This window comes from Streptomyces sp. ActVer (assembly GCF_027270795.1).
Taxonomy (GTDB): Bacteria; Actinomycetota; Actinomycetes; order Streptomycetales; family Streptomycetaceae; genus Streptomyces; species Streptomyces umbrinus_A.
On record NZ_JAPWHT010000153.1, the window covers coordinates 1 to 21,219 of the forward strand.

22 protein-coding genes are annotated in these 21,219 nt (G+C 70.6%); 11 read left to right on the top strand and 11 right to left on the bottom strand.

Translation table 11 applies throughout. The features are described 5' to 3' along the window. Window positions 1–242: 242 nt before the first annotated feature. From dapF to miaA, 3 genes are all read right to left on the bottom strand, one after another. A complete protein-coding gene (dapF, locus tag O3Q52_RS24385) occupies window positions 243–1,112 on the bottom strand; it encodes a diaminopimelate epimerase (protein ID WP_269650888.1) in 870 nt (289 codons plus the stop codon). A 106-nt stretch (window positions 1,113–1,218) separates the two neighbouring features. Then, the gene (locus tag O3Q52_RS24390) at window positions 1,219–1,740 is read right to left on the bottom strand and encodes a hypothetical protein (RefSeq protein ID WP_269650904.1); all 522 of its coding nucleotides are present in this window, start codon (window positions 1,738–1,740) and stop codon (window positions 1,219–1,221) included. Window positions 1,741–1,848: 108 nt separating this feature from the next. Next, entirely contained in the window at window positions 1,849–2,787 is a 939-nt protein-coding gene (gene miaA / locus O3Q52_RS24395) for a tRNA (adenosine(37)-N6)-dimethylallyltransferase MiaA (RefSeq protein WP_269650889.1), read from the bottom strand. Window positions 2,788–3,059: 272 nt separating this feature from the next. Between miaA and O3Q52_RS24400 the strand changes: the two genes are divergently transcribed. Together O3Q52_RS24400 and O3Q52_RS24405 are read left to right on the top strand one after the other, a co-directional pair. Then, window positions 3,060–3,263 carry a gliding motility protein gene (locus O3Q52_RS24400; RefSeq protein WP_269650890.1) on the top strand — a complete coding sequence of 68 codons (204 nt, stop codon included), beginning with the start codon at window positions 3,060–3,062 and terminating at the stop codon, window positions 3,261–3,263. Between the two features lie 24 nt (window positions 3,264–3,287). Further along, window positions 3,288–3,572, top strand: a complete 285-nt coding sequence (locus O3Q52_RS24405) for an antitoxin (RefSeq protein ID WP_269650891.1) — start codon at window positions 3,288–3,290, stop codon at window positions 3,570–3,572. 488 nt (window positions 3,573–4,060) lie between these two features. On the opposite strand, the gene O3Q52_RS24410 is transcribed toward O3Q52_RS24405, so the two are convergent. From O3Q52_RS24410 to miaB, 3 genes are all read right to left on the bottom strand, one after another. Then, complete coding sequence (locus O3Q52_RS24410) at window positions 4,061–4,813, bottom strand: class III extradiol dioxygenase subunit B-like domain-containing protein (protein WP_269650892.1); 753 nt, start codon at window positions 4,811–4,813, stop codon at window positions 4,061–4,063. A 137-nt stretch (window positions 4,814–4,950) separates the two neighbouring features. Beyond that, window positions 4,951–5,217 carry a hypothetical protein gene (locus O3Q52_RS24415; RefSeq protein ID WP_055616853.1) on the bottom strand — a complete coding sequence of 89 codons (267 nt, stop codon included), beginning with the start codon at window positions 5,215–5,217 and terminating at the stop codon, window positions 4,951–4,953. A 44-nt stretch (window positions 5,218–5,261) separates the two neighbouring features. Next, window positions 5,262–6,782 carry a tRNA (N6-isopentenyl adenosine(37)-C2)-methylthiotransferase MiaB gene (gene miaB, locus O3Q52_RS24420; protein WP_269650893.1) on the bottom strand — a complete coding sequence of 507 codons (1,521 nt, stop codon included), beginning with the start codon at window positions 6,780–6,782 and terminating at the stop codon, window positions 5,262–5,264. Between the two features lie 132 nt (window positions 6,783–6,914). Between miaB and O3Q52_RS24425 the strand changes: the two genes are divergently transcribed. Further along, complete coding sequence (locus O3Q52_RS24425) at window positions 6,915–7,913, top strand: TAXI family TRAP transporter solute-binding subunit (protein ID WP_269650894.1); 999 nt, start codon at window positions 6,915–6,917, stop codon at window positions 7,911–7,913. Between the two features lie 66 nt (window positions 7,914–7,979). Here O3Q52_RS24425 and O3Q52_RS24430 read toward each other — a convergent pair whose 3' ends face one another. After that, window positions 7,980–9,383 carry a HAMP domain-containing sensor histidine kinase gene (locus tag O3Q52_RS24430; protein WP_269650895.1) on the bottom strand — a complete coding sequence of 468 codons (1,404 nt, stop codon included), beginning with the start codon at window positions 9,381–9,383 and terminating at the stop codon, window positions 7,980–7,982. Between the two features lie 9 nt (window positions 9,384–9,392). Then, window positions 9,393–10,079 carry a response regulator transcription factor gene (locus tag O3Q52_RS24435; RefSeq protein ID WP_055616841.1) on the bottom strand — a complete coding sequence of 229 codons (687 nt, stop codon included), beginning with the start codon at window positions 10,077–10,079 and terminating at the stop codon, window positions 9,393–9,395. A gap of 280 nt (window positions 10,080–10,359) precedes the next feature. Between O3Q52_RS24435 and O3Q52_RS24440 the strand changes: the two genes are divergently transcribed. From O3Q52_RS24440 to O3Q52_RS24470, 8 genes are all read left to right on the top strand, one after another. Beyond that, complete coding sequence (locus tag O3Q52_RS24440) at window positions 10,360–11,136, top strand: amino acid ABC transporter ATP-binding protein (RefSeq protein WP_143638069.1); 777 nt, start codon at window positions 10,360–10,362, stop codon at window positions 11,134–11,136. A 60-nt stretch (window positions 11,137–11,196) separates the two neighbouring features. Next, complete coding sequence (locus O3Q52_RS24445; protein ID WP_269650896.1) at window positions 11,197–12,042, top strand: glutamate ABC transporter substrate-binding protein; 846 nt, start codon at window positions 11,197–11,199, stop codon at window positions 12,040–12,042. A gap of 89 nt (window positions 12,043–12,131) precedes the next feature. Next, complete coding sequence (locus tag O3Q52_RS24450) at window positions 12,132–12,797, top strand: amino acid ABC transporter permease (protein ID WP_269650897.1); 666 nt, start codon at window positions 12,132–12,134, stop codon at window positions 12,795–12,797. After that, on the top strand, window positions 12,794–13,708 hold the full coding sequence (locus O3Q52_RS24455; protein ID WP_269650898.1) for an amino acid ABC transporter permease: 915 nt from the start codon (window positions 12,794–12,796) through the stop codon (window positions 13,706–13,708). Before O3Q52_RS24450 ends, O3Q52_RS24455 begins: the two co-directional genes overlap by 4 nt. A 190-nt stretch (window positions 13,709–13,898) precedes the next feature. Next, on the top strand, window positions 13,899–15,494 hold the full coding sequence (locus O3Q52_RS24460; protein ID WP_269650899.1) for an FAD-dependent monooxygenase: 1,596 nt from the start codon (window positions 13,899–13,901) through the stop codon (window positions 15,492–15,494). A gap of 80 nt (window positions 15,495–15,574) precedes the next feature. Continuing rightward, a complete protein-coding gene (locus tag O3Q52_RS54195; RefSeq protein ID WP_309544753.1) occupies window positions 15,575–15,646 on the top strand; it encodes a putative leader peptide in 72 nt (23 codons plus the stop codon). A 79-nt stretch (window positions 15,647–15,725) separates the two neighbouring features. Continuing rightward, entirely contained in the window at window positions 15,726–16,271 is a 546-nt protein-coding gene (locus tag O3Q52_RS24465; protein WP_269650900.1) for a cysteine dioxygenase, read from the top strand. Continuing rightward, a complete protein-coding gene (locus tag O3Q52_RS24470) occupies window positions 16,271–16,747 on the top strand; it encodes a rhodanese-like domain-containing protein (protein WP_269650905.1) in 477 nt (158 codons plus the stop codon). The genes O3Q52_RS24465 and O3Q52_RS24470 overlap by 1 nt, the downstream gene beginning before the upstream one ends. Window positions 16,748–16,899: 152 nt before the next feature. Here the strand turns inward: O3Q52_RS24470 and O3Q52_RS24475 are convergent, their stop codons facing one another. The 3 genes from O3Q52_RS24475 to recX form a co-directional block, all read right to left on the bottom strand. After that, complete coding sequence (locus O3Q52_RS24475; RefSeq protein ID WP_269650901.1) at window positions 16,900–19,431, bottom strand: ABC transporter permease; 2,532 nt, start codon at window positions 19,429–19,431, stop codon at window positions 16,900–16,902. Beyond that, on the bottom strand, window positions 19,428–20,162 hold the full coding sequence (locus O3Q52_RS24480; protein ID WP_269650902.1) for a helix-turn-helix domain-containing protein: 735 nt from the start codon (window positions 20,160–20,162) through the stop codon (window positions 19,428–19,430). The genes O3Q52_RS24475 and O3Q52_RS24480 overlap by 4 nt, the downstream gene beginning before the upstream one ends. Before the next feature lie 421 nt (window positions 20,163–20,583). Further along, the coding region (gene recX, locus O3Q52_RS24485) for a recombination regulator RecX (RefSeq protein WP_269650903.1) at window positions 20,584–21,219 on the bottom strand (636 nt) is incomplete at its 5' end.

Consider the following 21,219-nt stretch of genomic DNA (forward strand, 5'->3'; position numbering starts at 1 on the left):
GGCTTCTCCTGCGCTGTGCCCCGGGCGTCATGGGGCCGGGCGTCGCGGGGTTCGTGGCCTCCGCACTCATGGGCACCTCCGGCTGCGTGGACCGGCGGACGGGGTGCCCCATGGCGTACTGCGCGGCTCTGGGGATGGCGTCGTTCCCCCGTCCGGGCCGGTGCTTGATGCTACCGAGCCCACCACGCCCGGCTGACCGCCTCTCGCCGAGCGTGAAACGGATCACCCATTCGAGCGAAGGTTCAGGGGGTCGCGGTTTCGAGCCATCCGGCGTCGATCTCACCCTCTGCGACGATCACCGCGGGCCCGGTCATCTCGATCTCGCCGTCGGGCCGCTCGGTGATCACCAGGCGCCCGCCGGGCACATCGACCGTGTACGTCGCCGGTGTGCCGGTCACCGCTGGGTCGGCGCCGTCCCTGCGCGCCGTCGCCACGGCCACGGCGCACGCGCCCGTGCCGCACGAGCGGGTCTCTCCGGAGCCGCGCTCATGGACACGCAGAGCGACGTGACGAAGACCACGGTCGACGACGAACTCGACGTTCACGCCGTCCGGGTACGCGGAGGCGGGGCTGAACGGCGGCGCGGTGTACAGATCTCCGGCGTGGTCGAGGTCCTCCACGAAGGCGACGGCGTGGGGGTTGCCCATGTTGACGTTGCGCGCGGGCCAGCTGCGCTCGCCGACGCTCACGGTGACGTCCCCTTCGGGGAGGAGCGCCTTGCCCATGCCGACGGTGATGTCGCCCTCCTTGGCGATGTGCACCGTCTTGACGCCTCCGCGCGTGGCGACGGCGATGTCACCTTCGGCCACATGACCGGCGCGCTGGAGATAGTGGGCGAACACACGCACTCCGTTGCCGCACATCTCCGCGACCGAGCCGTCGCCGTTGCGGTAGTCCATGAACCATTCCGCTTCGGCCGCCATCGCCCGTGCCTCGGGGTGCGCGGCGGACCGCACGACGTGCAGCAGACCGTCCCCGCCGATGCCCGCGCGGCGGTCGCACAGGGCGGCGACGGCGGCCGGGGACAGGTCGATGACGTTCTCGGGGTCGGGGATGATCACGAAGTCGTTCTCGGTCCCGTGCCCCTTGAGGAAGGCGATCCGCGTGCTCATTCCTCGATCGTAAGGGGTCGGTACGACAACCCGGCCGAGCGGTCCGGCAGCCGGACCACACCGGACCTCGGGCAGGACCGCACACGCAGGGCAGGCCCCAGGGGGCTCAGCGCAGCCGGGCCACTCGCCACACGGCGAGCACCACGACCGCGGCGACGACCACGGCGTACGCGATGGCGACCCGCCAGTCCGGGCGGCGGCCGGAGCCGCGCTGCGGGAGGCCGGGCCACGTGTAACCCACGCGGCGGGCGGCCATCATGCCCCAGCCGGCGGCACATGAGCAGATCAGCAGGCCGAGCATGGCGATCATGGCCCCGCTGTCGCCGAAGTCGAAGGCGAGCGGGAAGGCGAACATCAGGGAGCCGAGTGCGGCGAGGCTCACGATGGGTGCGAGCTGCCAGATGCGCATGCGGCGCTGCGGGCGAAGCTCGACCTCGACCTCGGGCCCGGGGAACATCTCGTCGGGCTCGGGACCGTCGGCGGTGACCCCGCCGGCGATCTCGTCGGGCCCGTCCGGGCTCAGTCGGTCCTCATCGGGGTCCTGCTGCTCCTGTGCGGTGTCGTGCGCCCCGCCGGTGGCGGTGCCTTGTTCCGCGCCTTGTGCGGTGTCGCGAGGGCCGGCCTCCATCGCCACGCGCCCTCCCAACTCGGACTCCACTTGGTCGATCGAAGCTCGATGATGGCACGGCCTCGGAGACCGGGATGACGGCCGGAGCGTCCCGATGCCAGGACGTGATCAGGCTGTGACCGGTCGTTCGACCAACGCCAGCGCGAGCTGCGGAAGTTCTGTGAGATCCGCCGCAGCCCCACTCAGCCAATGCACCCGTGGATCGCGTCTGAACCAGGAATCCTGACGGCGCGCGAAGCGCTTGGTGGCACGTACGGTCTCGGCACGTGCCTCGTCCTCCGTGCACTCCCCCGCGAGCGCCGCGAGCACCTGCTGGTAGCCGAGGGCACGCGACGCCGTACGCCCCTCGCGCAACCCTTGCGCCTCCAGTGCGCGCACTTCCTCGACAAGGCCGGCCTCCCACATGCGGTCCACCCGCAGGGCGATGCGGTCGTCGAGCTCGGGGCGCGCCACGTCGACGCCGATCTGCACGGTGTCGTAGACGGAGTCGTGGCCGGGGAGGTTGGCGGTGAAGGGCTTCCCGGTGATCTCGATGACCTCAAGAGCACGGACGATCCGGCGGCCGTTGCTGGGCAGGATCGCGTGGGCGGCCTCGGGGTCGGCGACGGCCAGCCGGGCGTGCAGGGCGCCCGAGCCACGCAGGGTGAGCTCCTCCTCCAGGCGGGCCCGCACCTCGGGGTCGGTGCCGGGGAACTCCAGGTTGTCGACGGCCCCCCGGACGTACAGCCCGGAGCCGCCGACGAGGATCGGCCAGCGGCCCTCGGCGAGGAGTGCGTCGATGCGGTCGCGGGCGAGGCGCTGGTACTCGGCGACGCTCGCCGTGACTGTCACGTCCCAGATGTCCAGGAGGTGGTGCGGGATGCCGCCCTGTTCCTCGGGCGTCAGCTTGGCGGTACCGACGTCCATCCCCCGGTAGAGCTGCATCGAGTCGGCGTTGACGACCTCGCCGCCCAGGCGCTGGGCCAGATGGACGCCGAGATCGGACTTTCCCGCCGCGGTGGGACCGACGACGGCGATGACCCGCGGGGCGGGGGCAGGACTACTCACCGCAACAGTCTCGCAAACCTCGGGGCCTCTTCTCGAACGAGCTACGTGACGGCGCGGGGCCAAGGTCGTTGCCTGTTGCGAGGTTCCAGCCGCCGGTCGTGAGGGCCGGTGACCCGGGCGACGCAATGGGACGCACCGGGCAACGCGGAATTTCGCCCACATGAGTAGAGCATGGAGATGATATGGGAGTTTTTGCACGGCTTCTTCGTAAAGATGGGCCTAAGTCGAAGGGGTCTGAGGAGGCGTCGACCGCCGAGGCCGAGGCCGGCGCTGTGACGGCCGAGTCCGGGGCGGATGCGCAGGACTCGGAGGACGCGGAGAAGGGGTCGGCGAAGGCCGAGACCGAGACCTCGTCCGCAGAGGCGACGGACTCGGCGGAGTCCGACGAGTCCGCGGCGGAGGGCGTCGAGATCCCCAAGCAGCAGTCCGCCGAGGAGGCGGCCGACAGCGAGGCCGGCGAGGGCGCCCGCAAGTAACTGTCCCGCGAGGGAAGGTGAACCATGGGTCTCCTGGACGAGGTGAAGGCCAGGCTCGCGCCCGCCAGGGAGAAGGTCTCCGACCTCGCGCAGCAGCACGGGGGAAAGATCGACAAGATCGAGCAGGGTCTCGACAAGGCCGCGAAGCTGGCCGATGAGAAGACCAAGGGCAAGTACAGCGACAAGATCCAGACGGGCACGGGCAAGGCCAAGGGCGCCCTGGACCGACTCGCGCACAAGGAGGATGACGGCACGGACGGTGGCGCGACGCCCCCGTCTCCCCCGGCACCACCGCCCTCGGCATCCTGAGCGACACCACATCGGCGGACGGCCTCGGAGCACGTTGGGCTCTGGGCCGTCCGCGGTGTTGGCGGCCCACGGACGGCACGCGCCTGATGGCCCGCGCCTCACGGCCCACGCCTTGGGCATCGCCTGACGCCCTGCACCTGGCGCTTCGCTGCTGACCGAATCCCCTGCAGGGGGCATGTCCCGCCCGGTGCCCGTGCACCCGGCGCGCGCGGGCGCTACGAGCAGCGGGGCCAGGGCAAACGCCGGGCACTACGACCGACCCGGGCGCTACGACCGACCGCCCCAGGCACTCGGACTCAGACCGACCCTCCCGGGCGCTCAAGACCGGCCGGCCTGGGCACTACACCCGACCGCCCCAGGCGCCCGCACCGACCACCCCCAGGCACTCGGGCCGACCGTCCCGGGCCCTCGGACCGGCCAGCCCGGGCACACCAACCCGACCAGCTCGGGCCCTACGCCCAGCCCGACCCCCGTGCCCGCCCCAGGCCCTACGACCAGGCCGCCACCACGTACCCCACCCCGTAGGGCGCGTCCTCGTACAGGAGCGCGCCCGCGAGCCCCGCGCCCTCGCCAGCGCCCGCGAGCACCTGCCAAGGCGCGCGGCCGGAGGCCTTGAGCTCGTACGCCAGCTCCGCGTCCAGCGCCTGAAGCGCGGCCACGTCGGCCGCCCCGAGCGCATGCGCCACCTCCGCGTCGAAGCCCGCCGCCCGGTCGTCCAGATACCCGGGCGCCTTGAGCGTGCGGCACGCACTGGCGTCGCCCATCACCAGCAGCGCCACCCGCTCGGCCCGCGCGGCGATTTCCCTTCCGGTTTGGATACACCGCTCGGCCGCGAGAGGTTCCCCCACGCCGAGACCTTCGACGGGGGCGTCGGACCAGTCCGTACGACCGAGCAGCCAGGCCGCGACCGCGAGCGAGGGGGGCAGGGGACGATCAGCGCCCTCGACGGGTTCGGATCCGGCTGCCGGGCCTTCCGGCGTCCGGGCCCCGTTCCGGCCCAGCCTGACGTCGAGATCCACGCCGAAGCCACGGAACGTGCCCCGGGCGCCCTCCGGATGCGGCCCACGCCCGCTCTGCTCGGCGGGGCCGACCACAACCAGCCGGTCGGGCCGCGCGGCGGCCAGTACCCCCAGCGCGTCCGTGCAGGCGGCACGCGCGGCGTCCAGTTCGGGCGCGGCGCCCGCGGCGACGTCGGGCACGAGAAGGGGCGGGCAGGGACAGACGGCGGCGGCGACAAGCATGATCGGCAGCGTAGCCCCGCGCGACGGCCGGACGGCACTCCTCGGCGGCCGGATGTCACTCCTCGGAGGAGCCCGTCGCCACGCCTTGCCCAACACCACACCGCGCCCCGCCCCGCCCCGCGCTGCCGTGCCGGACGTCACTCCTCGATCAACACATCCGTGAGATCGATGACCGTGAGGAGGAGCACCACGAGCTTGCCGTCGCTGATCACGTACTCGACGAACAGGTTCCGGGAGAGGGCTATCTCGCGGGTCGACTCGTCGCCGCCCACGGCATGCGACAGCTTGTGGCGCGGGTCGGCCACCAGTATGGCCAGCCCGCGGTCCAGCACCTCCCGGCGCTCGGCGGGAAGGCTGTCCCGGACGCGTGCGGCGCGCTCGGTGAACTCCACGCTGTACGGCATGAGGGACCCCTTCCCGGCCCGTGACGCGGTCAGTCGCAGCCGTGTCAGTCGCAGCCGCACCCGCTGCCCGTGGCGACCGGCAGCGGCTCCGGCGCCCCGATCTTCGGCAGCCCCAGCATGACGCCCGCCGGCTTCACGGCCTCGGCCGCGTTGCGCTTGCCCCAGGCGTCCCCCGCGCGCGTGCGGCGCACTTTCAGGGTGGGGCCCTCCGCCAGCAGGTGGTGCGGGGCGGCGTACGTGATCTCGACCGTTACCACGTCACCCGGGCGCACCTCCTCGTCGGGCTTGGTGAAGTGCACCAGGCGGTTGTCGGCGGCGCGGCCGGAGAGGCGGTGGGTGGCGCCGTCCTTGCGGCCCTCGCCCTCGGCGACCATCAGCTCCAGGGTGCGGCCGACCTGCTTCTTGTTCTCGTCCCAGGAGATCTCCTCCTGGAGGGCGACGAGACGCTCGTAGCGCGCCTGCACGACCGCCTTGGGGATCTGCCCCTCCATGGTGGCCGCCGGGGTGCCGGGGCGCTTGGAGTACTGGAACGTAAACGCTTGCGCGAAGCGGGCCTCGCGGACCGCGTGCAGGGTCTGCTCGAAGTCCTCCTCGGTCTCGCCGGGGAAGCCCACGATGATGTCGGTGGTGATCGCGGCGTGCGGGATCGCGGCGCGGACCTTGTCGATGATCCCGAGGTAGCGCTCCTGCCGGTACGAGCGGCGCATCGCCTTCAGGACGGTGTCCGAACCGGACTGCATCGGCATGTGAAGCTGCGGCATGACGTTCGGTGTCTCGGCCATCGCGGCGATGACGTCGTCCGTGAAGTCGCGCGGGTGCGGCGAGGTGAAGCGGACGCGCTCCAGGCCCTCGATCTTCCCGCAGGCCCGCAGGAGCTTGCTGAAGGCCTCGCGGTCGCCGATGTCGGAACCGTAAGCGTTTACGTTCTGCCCGAGCAGCGTGATCTCGGAGACGCCCTCGCCGACCAGGGCCTCGATCTCGGCGAGGATGTCGCCGGTCCTGCGGTCCTTCTCCTTGCCGCGCAGCGCCGGGACGATGCAGAAGGTGCACGTGTTGTTGCAGCCGACGGAAATGGAGACCCAGGCCGCGTACGCGCTCTCGCGGCGGGTCGGCAGCGTCGAGGGGAACGCTTCGAGCGACTCGGCGATCTCGACCTGCGCCTCTTCCTGTACGCGGGCGCGCTCCAGGAGGACGGGCAGCTTGCCGATGTTGTGCGTACCGAAGACGACGTCCACCCAGGGCGCCTTCTTCACGATGGTGTCGCGGTCCTTCTGGGCGAGGCAGCCGCCGACGGCGATCTGCATGCCGGGCCGCTTCGTCTTCATCGGCGCGAGCCTGCCGAGGTTCCCGTAGAGACGGTTGTCGGCGTTCTCCCGCACCGCGCAGGTGTTGAAGACGACGACGTCGGCGTCACCGTCGGAGCCGTCGGGCGCGCGTACGTATCCGGCGTCCTCGAGCAGTCCGGAGAGCCGTTCCGAGTCGTGGACGTTCATCTGACATCCGTAAGTGCGTACTTCATACGTTCTCGTCAGGTCCACTGCCGGGCTCCGGTCGCTGCTGCTCATGCGACAAGGGTAGGCGGTGCCCGGAGTACGTCCTGCCCTGGCGCCTTTCGTGCGGTGGTATGCGGGCCGTGGCGCCCGCGCCCGGAGGCCCGGCCCTGGTCATCGTGGGCAATGTGCTGGCAGGATCGCGGCATGTTCCAGGCACTTTCCCGTATCGGCAGACGCCGCGCCCTGCAAAGTTCGGCCGCCGCCTTCGTGGCCTTCGGGCTGCTCCTGTGGTGGCTGCTGCCCCTGGGCAAGAGCTCACCGGGCGGGACGGTGTCCTTCAGTACGGGGTCGGCGTCCGGCGTGTACCAGCTGTACGGGACGCTGCTGCAGGAGGCGCTCGCGAAGGACATGCCTCGTCTGAAGGTGGAGCTCGAAGGAAGCGTGGGCTCGCAGCAGAACGTGCAGCGGGTCGCCACCGGGCAGGCAGATTTCACCATCGCGGCCGCCGACGCGGTGGCGAAGTACCAGCGGGACGGCGGCCGGGGCGCTGAACTGCTCCGCGGCTGCGCCCGGCTGTACGACGACTACGTGCACGTGATCGTCCCCCAGAGTTCCCCCGTGGAGACCATTGCGGAGCTTAAGGGCAAGCGGGTCGCGGTGGGGCCGCGCGGCTCCGGGGTGCGGCTGATCGCCGAGCATGTGCTGGAAGCGGCCGGCCTCGACCTGGACAAGGACATCCAGCCGGTGTCCGTCGGCATAGGAGACATGCCGGAGCTGCTCGAATCGAAGAAGATCGACGCCTTCTTCTGGTCCGGCGGGCTCCCGACGAAAGCCGTGAGCGACCTCTCGGACAGGTCCGACATCAGGCTGCTCCAGATCACCCCCGATCTCGTGAAGGAGCTGCACAAACAAGGCCAGGAAGCCAAGTACTACCGGTCCGCCGTCATGCCGGCGGATGCCTATCCCCGTGCCCAGTCCGGGGAGTCCGTGCAGACGGTGGCGGTGGCGAACCTGCTGGTGACCCGGGCGGGAACGGACACGGAGCTGACCGAGGGGATGACCCGCACGGTGATCCACAGTCGTGACCGCATCGGCGAGAAGGTGCACGCGGCACAGCGTGTGGACCTGCGGACCGCCATCTACACCGATCCGCTGGACCTGGACGAGGGTGCGAGCCGCTACTACCGCTCGGTCAAGCCGTAGCGGTTCGTACCGCGGCAGGCCGGGGCGGCGGCACAGGCACGGCTCAGCACGGCTCGCGCGGCCGTTTCAGGCTCCCGGCACCGTCCGCGGCACACTCACCGTCACCTTCAGGCCGTGCGGCTCGTGGTGCTCGTACGCGATGGCGCCGCCGCCCGCCGCGAGCAGGGTCCGGGAGATGGACAGGCCGAGGCCGGAGCCCTTGACGTTCTGGTGGCCGGGGCTGCGCCAGAAGCGGTCGCCGACGCGGGTGAGTTCCTCGTCGCTGAGTCCGGGACCGAGGTCGGTGACGACGATGGTCGAGACCTGGCCGTTGGAGGCCACCTCGACCTCGACGGACTCTCCTTCGGGGGTGAATTTCAGCGCGTTGTCGATCACCGCGTCCAGGGCGCTGGAGAGGGCGACGGGGTCGGCCCACGCGGTCGTGGCGGGGCAGGTCCCGACGAGTCGTACGCCCTTGTCGTCGGCGACCGGCGACCAGGACGCCACGCGCTCGGCGGTCAGCTCGCCGATGTCGGTGAGCCGCAGGTCCGCCTCGGCGTGTTCGGCGAGGGCGAGGTCCAGGAGGTCGTCCAGGACCTGCGCGAGGCGCTTGCCCTCGGTGCGGACGGAGGCGATCTCCTCGTTGCCCTCGGGGAGTTCCAGGGCGAGCAGTTCGATGCGCAGCAGCAGGGCGGACAGCGGGTTGCGCAGCTGGTGCGAGGCGTCGGCGACGAAGGCGCGCTGCTGTTCCAGCACGTCCTCGACGTTGTCGGCCATCTCGTTGAACGACCGGGCCAGGCGTCTGAGTTCCGGCGGCCCGCCCGCGGCCGCGACGCGGGACTTCAGGCGGCCGGTCGCGATGTCGTGGGTGGTGGCGTCGAGGACGCGTACGGGCCGCAGTACCCAGCCGGTCAGGCGCAGCGCGGCACTGAGCGCGAGGAGCATCGCGGCGATCTCACCGGCGCCGATGACGAGCCAGCCGCGCAGGATCTTCGAGCGCATCTGCCCGGTGGGCGAGTCGGTGACCACGACAGCGATGACGTCACCGTCCCGGATGACGGGGGACGCCACGACGAGACGGTCCCGCTCCCACGGCCAGACCTGTGCCGGGTCGTGGCTGCGGCGGCTCTGGAAAGCCTCGTCGAAGGCGTCGCGGACCTCGCCCTTCTCGGGGATGTACCAGTCCACCGGGGCCTTGGCCATGATGGTGTCGCGGTAGAACACGCCGACCTTGATGCCGTACAGCCCGTTGTACTTGATGAGTTCCCTGCCGAGCGTGTTGAGGCGCTCGTCCGAGGACTCGACCCGGGACCCCTTCGGCGGGTCGGTGACGAACTGTGCGAGGGACGCGAAGCGGGCCGTGTCGTCGATCCGGTCGACGACCACCTTCTGCTGCTGGGCGGCCGCAAGGCTGACGGCCAGGGGGACGCCGAGGGCGAGCAGTACGGCCGCCATCAGGACGATGAGCAGCGGGAGGAGACGTGCGCGCACCTGGCCCCGCTACGCGGCGGGCGCGACGAGCCGGTACCCCACGCCGCGCACGGTCTCGATCAGGGCCGGCATGCGCAGCTTGGAGCGCAGCGACGCGACGTGCACCTCCAGGGTGCGGCCGGTCCCCTCCCAACTGGTGCGCCAGACCTCGCTGATGATCTGTTCCCGCCGGAACACCACGCCGGGACGCTGGGCGAGGAGCGCGAGAAGGTCGAACTCCTTGCGGGTCAGTTGGACAACCGAACCGTCCACGCTGACCTGACGGGTGGGCAGTTCGATCCGTACGGGGCCCAGGTTCAGTGCGGTCTCGCCGGGGGCCGCGGTCTCGTCGGCGACGTTGCGCCGACTGACGGCGTGGATACGGGCGAGGAGTTCCCCTGTGTCGTACGGCTTCACCACGTAGTCGTCGGCGCCGAGGTTGAGGCCGTGGATCCGGGAGCGCACGTCGGCGCGCGCGGTGACCATGATCACGGGGATGCTGGTGCGCTTGCGGATCTTGCCGCAGACCTCGTAGCCGTCCTGGTCGGGCAGGCCGAGGTCGAGGAGCACCACTCCGAAGCCGGCGCCTTCCGGAACGAGCGCCTGGAGGGCCTCCTCGCCACTGCGGGCGTGGGTGACGTCGAAGCCGTGACGTGCGAGAACCGCGGACAGAGCGGCGGCCACGTGGTTGTCGTCCTCGACGAGGAGCAGTCTCATCCCGGCCCCCTTCGGTTCATCGGTCGTACGTTTTCGGTGGATAGACGGGGGCACGCGCGCGTGCCCCCTGGAAGTCAGTCCGATGACGCTGACGGCGTCAAGTACGTTCGGGGCGCGGCCGACATCCGTTACGCAGCCGGTACGTGCCCACCGCGGCCTTCACGAAGAGTGTCCGGTTGCTACCAGATCGTTATGCTCAATTTCCCCTCAGATGTAATGACGCTGGTCGTGCGGCATCACTACTGTCCTCCGCAACCGAGGAGGACGGAGCAAGAGGCCGATGACCGAAGTATCGGTGACCAAGGACGCCGTACCCGCGGCCGACGATCTGGTCGTACTGAAGAACGTCAACAAGCACTTCGGTGCGTTGCACGTGCTCCAGGACATCGACCTGACGATCGCGCGTGGTGAGGTCGTCGTGGTCATCGGGCCCTCCGGGTCCGGAAAGTCCACCCTGTGCCGCGCCATCAATCGCCTGGAGATGATCGACTCGGGAGACATCTCGATCGACGGCAAGCCGCTGCCCGAGGAGGGCAAGGAACTGGCCCGGCTGCGGGCCGATGTCGGCATGGTCTTCCAGTCCTTCAACCTCTTCGCGCACAAGACGGTGCTCGAGAACGTGATGCTGGGACAGCTCAAGGTCCGTAAGGCGGACAAGAAGGCCGCGGAGGAGAAGGCCCGCGGGCTGCTCGACCGGGTGGGTGTCGCCACTCAGGCGGACAAGTACCCCGCCCAGCTCTCCGGCGGCCAGCAGCAGCGTGTCGCGATCGCGCGGGCGCTGGCGATGGACCCCAAGGTCATGCTCTTCGACGAGCCGACGTCGGCTCTCGACCCGGAGATGATCAACGAGGTCCTGGAAGTCATGCAGCAGCTTGCGCGTGACGGGATGACGATGGTTGTAGTCACACACGAGATGGGTTTCGCCCGTTCGGCCGCCAACCGCGTCGTCTTCATGGCGGACGGACGCATCGTCGAAGAGGCTGTGCCGGACCAGTTCTTCAGCAACCCCCGCAGCGACCGGGCGAAGGACTTCCTGTCGAAGATCCTGCACCACTGACGGCCTGCGTCACCCGCCACCGACGGATCGCACATCTTCACCACTCAAAGGATGTTCACCATGAAGCTCCGCAAGGTCACCGCCGCCTCGGCCGCCGTCCTCGCACTCGCCCTCACTGCCACCGCTTGCGGTTCGGACGACAAGGACAGCGACAGCGCCGACACCGGCTCCGGCGGCAGCAAGAAGATCACCATCGGCATCAAGTTCGACCAGCCCGGCATCGGCCAGAAAACGCCGCAGGGTTACGAGGGCTTCGATGTCGACGTCGCGACGTACGTCGCCAAGCAGCTCGGCTACAGCGCGAACCAGATCCAGTGGAAGGAAGCGAAGAGCGCCGACCGCGAGACCATGCTCCAGCGTGGTGACGTCGACTTCATCGCCGCCTCCTACTCGATCAACGACGAGCGCGCCGCGAAGGTCGACTTCGCCGGTCCGTACCTCCTGGCCCACCAGGATGTCCTGGTCCGCGCCGACGACGACTCGATCAAGACGCCGAAGGACCTCAACAGCAAGAAGCTGTGTTCGGTGACGGGCTCCACCTCGGCGCAGAACGTCAAGGACAAGCTCGCCCCCAAGGCCCAGCTGCAGCAGTACCCGGCGTACTCGGCGTGCCTGTCCGGTCTGCAGAGCGGCGCCATCGACGCGCTGACCACGGACGACTCGATCCTCGCCGGATACGCCGCGCAGGAGAACTTCAAGGGCAAGTTCAAGCTCGGTGGTTTCAAGATGACCAACGAGAACTACGGCATCGGCGTCAAGAAGGGCAGCGACCTCAAGGCCAAGATCGACACGGCTCTCGAGAAGATGGTCGCCGACGGTGCGTGGGAGAAGGCAGTGACGGCCAACTTCGGCCCGGCGGAGTACAAGAACGAGCCCGCCCCGAAGATCGGCAACATCGTCAAGTGAAGCAGGTCCTGATGTGACAGGTGCGCCGCCCTCAGGGGCGGCGCACCTGCTCGAAAGAGCCCTCTACACACGCGGAAGCGCGGGAGATCGTGTTTGACTTTCTTGAAGGTTACGACCTGTGGGGAGCCTTCTGGACGACGGTGCAGCTCACCGTCCTCTCCGCCGTCGGCTCCCTGATCTGGGGAACCCTGCTGGCCGCCATGCGGGTCGGTCCGGTGCCTCTGATGCGCGGTTTCGGTACCGCCTACGTCAACATCGTGCGGAACATCCCGCTCACCGTGATCATTCTGTTCACGTCGCTCGGCCTCAACCAGACGTTCGAGGTCACCCTCGGCTCGGACCAGATCGCCACCACGAACTTCCGGCTCGCGGTGCTCGGTCTGATCGTGTACACGTCGGCGTTCGTGTGTGAGGCGCTGCGGTCCGGCATCAACACGGTGCCCGTCGGCCAGGCCGAGGCGGCGCGTGCCATCGGCCTGAACTTCACGCAGGTGCTGACGCTGGTCGTGCTGCCGCAGGCGTTCCGTTCGGTCGTCGGTCCCCTGGCGAACGTCCTGATCGCGTTGACGAAGAACACCACGGTGGCCGCCGCTATCGGTGTCGCCGAGGCGGCGACGCTGATGAAGGAGATGATCGAGAACGAGGCACAGCTCGTCCTGATCTCCGCGGTCTTCGCGTTCGGATTCGTGTGTCTGACGCTGCCGACCGGGCTGATCCTCGGCTGGGTGAGCAAGAAGGTGGCGGTGAAGCGATGAGCTCGGTCCTCTATGACGCCCAGGGCCCACGGGCCAAGCGGCGGAACGTCGTTTTCTCCGTGGTGTTCGTCGCCGCCCTCGCCGCGGTGCTGTGGTGGATGTACGACATGCTGGAGGAGAAGGGCCAGCTCGAGTGGGTGCTCTGGAAGCCGTTCTTCACCGGAACCGAGGCCTGGAGCACGTACCTCTGGCCGGGTCTTAAGAACACGCTCAAGGCCGCGGCGCTCGCCATGGTCATCGCGTTGCCGCTCGGCGCGGTCCTGGGTATCGGCCGACTGTCCGAACACGCCTGGGTGCGTGTCCCGGCCGGCGTCGTGGTGGAGTTCTTCCGGGCCATCCCGGTGCTGGTTCTCATGATCTTCGGCCTCGCCCTGTTCTCCGAGTACACGAACGTCCCCGCGGACGACCGTCCCATGTACGCCGTCGTCACCGGCCTGGTTCTCTACAACTCCTCAGTCCTCGCGGAGATCGTCCGTGCGGGCATCCTGTCGCTGCCCAGGGGACAGTCAGAGGCGGCGCTGGCCGTCGGCCTGCGCAAGAACCAGGTCATGCGGTTCATCCTGCTGCCGCAGGCGGTCACGGCGATGCTGCCGGCGATCGTCAGTCAGCTCGTCGTGATCGTGAAGGACACGGCGATCGGCGGTGCGGTCCTCAACTTCCCCGACCTGATGGCAGCCGTCAGCCCGATGAGCGCCTACTACGGCGCGAACGTGATCGCCAGCTTCACTATCGTCGCTGTGATCTACATCGTGATCAACTTCGCCCTCACGTCCTTCGCGAGTTGGCTGGAGGCCAGGCTGCGCCGCGGCAAGAAGTCCACCGGCGCGGTCCTCGGAGTGGACGCGGTCGACGAGCTCAGCGCACCCGGCGACCACGTGGACGTCACCCACGAGGTCGACAAGGGTCCGTGAACGACCCGCGCGCACCGAAGAACTGACGAGATGTGAGCAACCGGAGGCAGTGGCATGATCGCCACTGCCTCCGTCACTTGACGCAAGCACCGGCAATGGGTTGCATACGTTCTGTGATCGTGCACCCCGCTCCACCTGCCACTCCCGGTAAGACACTCAGCACACCTCTCCGGGCAGGGGGCGCCGCGTCGTGGACCCGGTGATCATCGTCGGAGCGGGGCCCGTCGGACTCACGCTCGCCCTGGCGCTGGCCCGCCAGGAGGTCCCGTCCATCGTTCTGGACGAGGGTCCCGGCAAGGACGAACAGAGGCTCGCGCGGACCGTCGTACTGCGTGAGGACACCACCGCGCTGATCGAGCGGCTGACAGGGTTCCCCCTGGCCGAGGCCGGTTTCCGTTGGGCCGGATGGCGGTCGATGCGGCGCAAGCAGGTGATGCGGCAGATCACGTTCGGCGATGACGAGCCCGCACCGCTGCACGTGCCCCAGCACGTACTGACCGCCGCGCTCAGGGCCGCGATCGCGAACGAGCGTCTGGCCAAGGTCGCCGTGGACAGCCGCCTCGACTCGATCGAGCAGGAGACCTCGGGCGTCACGGCGCACACCCGCGAGCCCAAGGCCACCTGGTGGCGCGGCAGCTATCTGATCGGCTGCGACGGACCGCGCTCGACGGTGCGCAAGCTCCAGGACATCCGCTTCCCCGGTCGCACCGCCGTGGAGCGACACGCCGTCGCCGCGCTGCGTACGGAACTTCCGTGGCCCGGTGAGGCGTTGTTGCACCGGATGCCGCCGTGGCGGACGTCGGGCCCCTCGGCCGGAGAGGTGACCGCACGTCCCCTCGCCGACGACGTGTGGCGCCTGGACTGGCTGCTGCCGCCGGGCAAGGACCTGGTCACACCGGACCTGCTGGTGGCCCGCGTCCGCGAGACCCTCGCGGGCTGGAGCGGGGGCACCACACCCCCGTACGAGCTGCTGGACACCGGAGTCCACACGGTGCATCACCGGCTGGCGCGCCGGTGGCGGGCCGGACGTGTCTTCCTGGCCGGGGACGCCGCGCATCTGCTCGGTGCGCTCGGCACGCAGGGCCTCGACGACGGTCTGCGGGACGCCGACAACCTCGCGTGGAAGCTGTCCCTCGCCTGGCACCACGGCCCGCACGAGGTGCTGCTCGACAGTTACCAGGTGGAGCGGCGCGCGGTCGTCGCCGCACGCCTGCGCGCCGCGGACCAGGCACTGCCGATACTGCGGGCCGGAGGACTGCGCGCCGCGGTGCCCGGGTCGGCCCGCGGCCATGACTCGTTGCTCACCGACGGTCATCTGGGGCGCGGCCCGCTGGGCGCGCCGGGGGCGTACGCCGATTCGCCGCTCGCGCCTCCACGCGCCGAGTCGTCGGCCGAGGTCGGCACGGCCGTGGGCGACCAGGTCACCGACGTACGGGTGACTGCGGAGGACGGTTCCTTCGTACGGCTGCGGGACCGGCTGGGCCACGGGGCGCTGCTGGTCCTGCTGATCGCGCCGGGGACCGGAGTGTGGGAGCGCAAGCACTGGGTGACGGCCGGGATCATGCCGCGCCTCGCGGCCGCCGTGACCGCGCTGCCGCACCACGCCGAGCTGCTGGTCGCCGAGAGCTACCCGGGTGCGGCAGCTCACACGGTGCTGCTGATCCGCCCTGACGGGCACCTGGTCACGGCGCTCAGCGGGGTGCGCCCGGCGGATCTGTACGAGGCGGCGGAGGCGGCTCTGGGCGGCCCCCGGGCCACGGCGGAGGCCGCGGCGGGGACGTCCTGAGTGCGCTCTGTCCAGTCGGTGACACTGAGTTGACCGGTCCGGACCGTCATGGTGTACTCCGGATCGTGACCGACACCTGTGTGCGCCTGTGGCGGAGGGTCCATATGGACCTCGTCCGCTATGCGGGCTGCGTGTGTCGCCCGTCCTGCTGAATTCGCATCCTCTCCACCCGCGCGCGTCGCCGACGTCGTTCCCGCGCGCCCCACGCGAACGCTGACCAGGACGGTACCCGTGTCTGTCTCCCCTTCCCTGACGCCCTCTGCCTCTGCCGCCGCTCCGGCTCCCGGCCCCACGCAGGCCGAGCTGCTCGACTTCGTCCGGCGCACGGCCGCCGACGCCGAGCTGATCGCTTCTCTCCCGCTCGACCCCGAAGGCCGTACGTGGGTGCGCCTCGAAGGGCCCGGCGGCAGCGAGGCGTGGCTCATCGGCTGGCCGCCCGGCACGGGCACCGGCTGGCACGACCACGCCGAGTCGGTCGGCGCCTTCCTCACGGCGTCGGGCGAGCTCAAGGAGAACTCGCTCACCGCCCGGCTGCCCACCGACGGCTGGAAGACGCTCGAACTGACCGAGGGCATCGACCGGGAACGGCGGCTGCAGGCCGGCAAGGGCCGTTCCTTCGGCCAGCACCACGTGCACGAGGTGCTCAACGAGTCCACGGAGGAGCACGCGATCTCCGTCCACGCCTACTACCCGCCGCTGCCGCAGATCCGCCGCTACAGCCGCAGCGGCCAGGTCCTGCGCCTTGAGCAGGTCGAGCGCCCGGCGGACTGGCAGTGATCGTCGGAGGTCCCCTGCGAGCCGAAAGCCCGGTCGGTATCGACGAGTTGCTGGAGCGGGTCCGTGAGGGCCTCGACCGGGTCGAGGCCGACGCCGCCCACGAGGCCGCGCGGGCGGGCGAGGCCCTGCTGGTCGACATCCGGTACGCGGCACTGCGCGAGCGCGACGGGCTGGTCCCCGGCGCCCTCGTCGTCGAGCGCAACGAACTGGAGTGGCGCCTCGACCCCCAGGGCAGCCATCGCGCTCCCGAAGCCACGAGCCACGCCCTGCGCGTCGTGATCGTCTGCAACGAGGGCTACGCGTCCAGCCTCGCGGCCGCTTCCCTGCGGCAGTTGGGGCTGCACAGGGCGACGGACCTGGTGGGCGGCTTCCAGGCTTGGCGGGCGGCCGGCCTGCCGGTGGCTGGGCCGCCGGTGACTGCGCTGACGGTGGCTGGGCTGCCGGTGGCTTCTCAGACCTCCGGTGGGACAGCTTGATCCGAGCGCGTGCCTCTTCCTCGGCTGTCAGTCACAAAGCCTCCCCTGCCGGCGTACTCCGGCGCCTCGTTGGGCATATGTAGCGGTGGGGGCCCCTTCGTGTAAGGGGCCCCCACCATTGCGTACCACCCCTTACTCCCGGACCTCTCAGGTCACTCCCTGGCCGTTGCCACCGTGACCGGCCGCGCCTTGAGGGCCACCCGGCCCGGCAGCGCGGTGCCGATGAGGGCGAGGAGTCCGGCGGCGGCGACCACCGTGACGTGCACCAGGGGTGTGACGGCCGGGGCCGCGCTGCCCGTCATCCCGATGCTGAAGGCCGTCAGGACGGCGAGCGCGATGCCGCTCCCGAGGGTCGTGGCCAGGAGCAGCACCGACAGGGCCTCGGTCCGCAGCATCCGCAGTACCTGACGACGCGTGGCGCCGGCGAGGCGGAGCAACGCGAACTCCCGTACGCGCTCGGAGACCGACATGGCGAGCGTGTTGACGACCGCGATGGCGGTGAAGGCGAGAACGAGCCCCATGGCGAAGTAGTTGACCTCGGCGTTCGCCCGCAGCCGCTCGGCCTGCAACGAGTCCGCGGTGGCCGGTGAGACGACCCGGACGCCCGGGAACTTCCGGACGGCGGACGCGAGTTCTTCCTGTGAACGGGCGGTGGAGACGAGGACCGCGGCCGCGAGCGGGTCGTCGACGTGGCGGGCGACCAGGTCGTGGGCCATGGTGAGGTCGCCGAAGCCGAGACCCTTGGCGTAGACGGCGGCGACGGTGAGGGTGGCGGGCGTGCCGTCGCCGAGGGTGAGTTTCAGCGTGCTGCCGGGCTTCAAGTTGAGCTGGTCCGCGGCGAGTTCGCTGACGGCGACGGTGCCGTGCGTGAGCTCGGCGAGGGAGCCCGCGGTGACGTCGGGGTCCCAGGTGCGGGTCAGGCCGGCGGGGCTGACGCCCTGTGCCGCGTACTTGTCGAGGCCGACGCGGACGGTTGTCCGGACGACTTCGGTGGCCACATCGCGGTCCGTACGGAGCTGCCGTGCGGCCTGTGCCGGGACGCCGGGGCCCTCGGCGGTGAGGACCCAGTCCGCGCGGGTGCCCTCGCGGGCCTGGGCGCGGGCGGCGTGTCCCAGGGTCGGCTGGACGAAGAGGACGGTGCAGGTCATACCGATGAGGAGGGTGAGCGGGGTGACGACGGAGGCCATGCGGGCGGCGTTGCCCCGCAGATTGGCGGTGGCGAGCCTGCCGCCCGGGCCGCTGAGTCGCAGCGGGGCACCCAGGACCGCCGCGGCCGCCCTGACCAGGAGCGGGCCGAGCAGGGCGACGGACGAGGCGAGGACGACAACGGCCAGGAACGTCACGGGAGTCGACGCAGGCTCGGTGCGCAGGATGCTGAGTACGGCGACGAGGACCGTACCTCCGGCGAGCAGCGCGAGCCCCGCGATGATGCGCCCCCAGGCGGGGCGGCCACGTTCGGCGGCGGCCTCGGCGAGTGCCTCGGCCGGGCGAATACGGGCGATGCGGCGTGAGGAGACACGGGCGGCGGCCCAGGCACCGATGAGCGTGGCGGCGACGGCGGCGAACAGCGGGAACACACTGGCGGTGTGCTGAAGCGTGGCGGGCACGGCGCCCAGGGCGACGAACCTGCCGTGCAGCCAGCTGCCGAGCGGCAGCCCCGCGAGTGCTCCGGCGACTCCGGCGGCCGCGCCGATCAGCAGGGCCTCGCGGCCGAGGAGCTTGCGGATCTGTCCTGGTGTGGCGGCGATGGCCCGCAGCAGGGCGAGTTCGCGGTGCCGTTGCTGCACGGAGAGCGCGAAGGTGCCGACGACCACGAGTACGGCGACGAGCAGGGACGTGCCGCCCATCGCTCCGCCCATGCTGACGAGCTTGATCCGGGCGGCTGCCGCGTCCAGAAACTCGACGGGACCTCGCTCGTCACCCGTGCTGACCTGCGCGGTCGTGCCGCGCAGCGCCTTGGCCACGGCTGCTTTGAGGTCGGCGGTGTCGGTGCCCTCGGCCGGGACGACGCCGATCGCCGTGACCTGGCCCGGGTGCGAGGCGAGGCGCCGGGCTTCGGCGGCGGAGAAGAAGAGCGAGGTCTGGTGGCGTATGTCGTCTCCGGTGGGCGCGGCGATGCCGGTGACGCGATACGTGCGCGGGCTCTGGGTGGACTGGACGGTGAGGCGGTCTCCCGGCTTCAGTCGGGCTCGGTCGGCGAGGTAGCGGTCGACGACCAGATCGTCCCGGGCGCGGGGAGGGGTTCCGGTGGTGAGGGCGTACGGAGTGAGGGCCGCGGAGTCCCAGGCGTGGCCGTAGGCGGTCCGGTCGCCGGTGCCGGTGGGTATCAACGGCTCGGCTAGGAAGGTCCGTTCGGGGATGACGCGATGGGCGCCGGGGACTCGGCCGAGCGTCGTGGTGAGGTTCTCGGGCAGCCAGGCCCGTTCGGCGATGGGCTTGACCTTGTGTTTGGTCTTCGTCTTGCCCTTCTTGTGCTTGACCGTGGTCTGGTGAACGTTCTGGTCGGCGGAGACAACGACGGGGGCGGCGGCGTAGCGCTCGGTGCCGATGGTGCCGCGCAGTCCGGTTTCGAGGAGGGTGCCGCAGGCCGTGATGAGGGCGGCCGCGCACATCAGGGCGAGGAAGGCACCGAGGAATCCGCCTTTGCGGTGGCGGACGGTCCGCAGGGCGTAGCGAAGCATCATGGGGTCTCGGTCTCTCTTCCGTCGTCTGCGGTGTCGGGAGCGGAGCCGGGCGTGGAACCGGAAGCGGGCGCGTCTGCGGAGGCGGCCTGGGCGGGGAAGGCGAGGAACCGGGTGAGTACCGTGCGCGCGTCGGCCGGGGTGCCCGCCTCGGGGCGCTTGTAGCGGTTGAGGAGCGCGATGTACTCCTCGAAGAACTCGCGAAGTTCGGGGAGCGTCAGCCGGATCGTGCCGCGCGAGTACGGGAAGGCGTCGGCCCATGGCTCGTCGGCCGCGTCCCGCTGGAGCTGCTCGAAGAGTTCGAGGTCGGCGGCGTACGCGTGGTGGTTCAACTCGTCCATCACGAGCCGCATCTCGGGGCTCTGGCGGCTGCGCGACGGGAAGCGGCGGTCGCCGGGGACGGCTCGCCACCAGCGCTCCCGGCCGTGCCCGGCGGCGCCTGTCTCCTCGACGAAGCCGTAGCGCGAGAGTTCGCGCAGGTGGTAGCTGGTGGCCCCGGTGTTGAGCCCGAGCGCCCTGGCGAGCGTCGCGGAGGTGGCGGGGCCGTGCACGGTGAGGTGCTGCAGCATCCACTGCCGCCGGGGCTGGGCAAGTGCCTTGAGCGCGGCGAGGTCGGAGAGCTCGACGGGGGCCGGGCGGAGGTCGGGGTCGGGAGCTGTGTGCTCCGGTGTCGCGGGATCGGGACGTGTGTGTCCCTGTTCAGCGGGGTCGGTGGCGCCGGGTTCCTGTGCCATGCGTACACAGTCGCTTGTGCACAAGGGTCTGTGCACTGCGGTCGTCCAGCGTCTTGGACCGGGGGTTAACCCCACCCTCACTCATGGCAACGGAGGCTTTTCGGCAGGGAGTTACCACTCGTCCGGGGTCGGGGCCTTCCGGCACGGGCGCCGATGTCGGCCGGTCGGCATCGGCATCGGCGTCGGGTCTGTGTCGGCGGGTCGGCGGGTCGGCGACGGAAGCCCGCGCCCCACCCAGCCCCCTCCGCTCTGCCCCACCCCGCCAAGCCCCGTCCAGGCCAGGCCCGCCCCGGCCCCGGATGCGATGGGCGCCCCCGCGCGTCCACCGTGCCCGGGGCCCGGAACCGGTCGGCCCGGAGGCAGCCTCAGACGCCGAACCGGTCGGTCCGGAGGCAGCCCCACGCCTCCTCAGGGGCCCGTCTCAGAACCCCTCGCCGTCATCGAGGAACTCCGTGTCCTCGCCCTCTTCCTCCAGCGCCTGCCGGACCACTCTGAGGGCCATGCCTTCGGAGTAGCCCTTGCGGGCGAGCATGCTCGCGAGGCGTCGTATCCGCTTGTCGCGGTCGAGGCCGCGCGTGGAGCGTAGCCTGCGGGCGACGAGCTCGCGTGCGGTCGTCTCCTCCTGCTCGGAGTCGAGCTGTCCGACGGCCTCGTCGATCAGCGCGGAGTCCACGCCCTTGGTCCGCAGCTCCCGGGCGAGCGCCCGCCGGGCCAGGCCCCGGCCGTGATGCCGGGACTCCACCCAGGCATCCGCGAAGGCACTGTCGTTGATCAGCCCGACCTCTTCGAAGCGGGAGAGCACCTCGTCCGCCACGTCGTCCGGGATCTCTCGCTTGCGCAACGCGTCCGCGAGCTGTTTCCGCGTGCGCGGGGTCCCGGTGAGCAGGCGCAAACAAATGCCCCGCGCCCGCTCAGCCGGGTCCCCTGGGGGCTCCCTCTTCTCGGCCCTCGACGAGGCAGAGGGGCCTCCGTCCTGTGGGTCGCCGTCGGCCGGCGATTCGCCGAAACCGCGCCTCCGACCGCGACCGCGTCCACCGCGGCCGCCACCGCGCGAGGC

What these genes read in the sequence shown, in the direction of transcription:
- O3Q52_RS24415 (WP_055616853.1), bottom strand. Translation starts at nt 5,217, where the DNA reads ATGCCGTACAGCGTGGAGTTCACCGAGCGCGCCGCACGCGTCCGGGAC.
- O3Q52_RS24480 (WP_269650902.1), bottom strand. Translation starts at nt 20,162, where the DNA reads ATGGCACAGGAACCCGGCGCCACCGACCCCGCTGAACAGGGACACACA.
- O3Q52_RS24405 (WP_269650891.1), top strand. Translation starts at nt 3,288, where the DNA reads ATGGGTCTCCTGGACGAGGTGAAGGCCAGGCTCGCGCCCGCCAGGGAG.
- O3Q52_RS24425 (WP_269650894.1), top strand. Translation starts at nt 6,915, where the DNA reads ATGTTCCAGGCACTTTCCCGTATCGGCAGACGCCGCGCCCTGCAAAGT.
- dapF (WP_269650888.1), bottom strand. Translation starts at nt 1,112, where the DNA reads ATGAGCACGCGGATCGCCTTCCTCAAGGGGCACGGGACCGAGAACGAC.
- O3Q52_RS24390 (WP_269650904.1), bottom strand. Translation starts at nt 1,740, where the DNA reads ATGGAGGCCGGCCCTCGCGACACCGCACAAGGCGCGGAACAAGGCACC.
- miaB (WP_269650893.1), bottom strand. Translation starts at nt 6,782, where the DNA reads ATGAGCAGCAGCGACCGGAGCCCGGCAGTGGACCTGACGAGAACGTAT.
- O3Q52_RS24435 (WP_055616841.1), bottom strand. Translation starts at nt 10,079, where the DNA reads ATGAGACTGCTCCTCGTCGAGGACGACAACCACGTGGCCGCCGCTCTG.
- O3Q52_RS24440 (WP_143638069.1), top strand. Translation starts at nt 10,360, where the DNA reads ATGACCGAAGTATCGGTGACCAAGGACGCCGTACCCGCGGCCGACGAT.
- O3Q52_RS24410 (WP_269650892.1), bottom strand. Translation starts at nt 4,813, where the DNA reads ATGCTTGTCGCCGCCGCCGTCTGTCCCTGCCCGCCCCTTCTCGTGCCC.
- O3Q52_RS24455 (WP_269650898.1), top strand. Translation starts at nt 12,794, where the DNA reads ATGAGCTCGGTCCTCTATGACGCCCAGGGCCCACGGGCCAAGCGGCGG.
- O3Q52_RS24445 (WP_269650896.1), top strand. Translation starts at nt 11,197, where the DNA reads ATGAAGCTCCGCAAGGTCACCGCCGCCTCGGCCGCCGTCCTCGCACTC.
- O3Q52_RS24475 (WP_269650901.1), bottom strand. Translation starts at nt 19,431, where the DNA reads ATGATGCTTCGCTACGCCCTGCGGACCGTCCGCCACCGCAAAGGCGGA.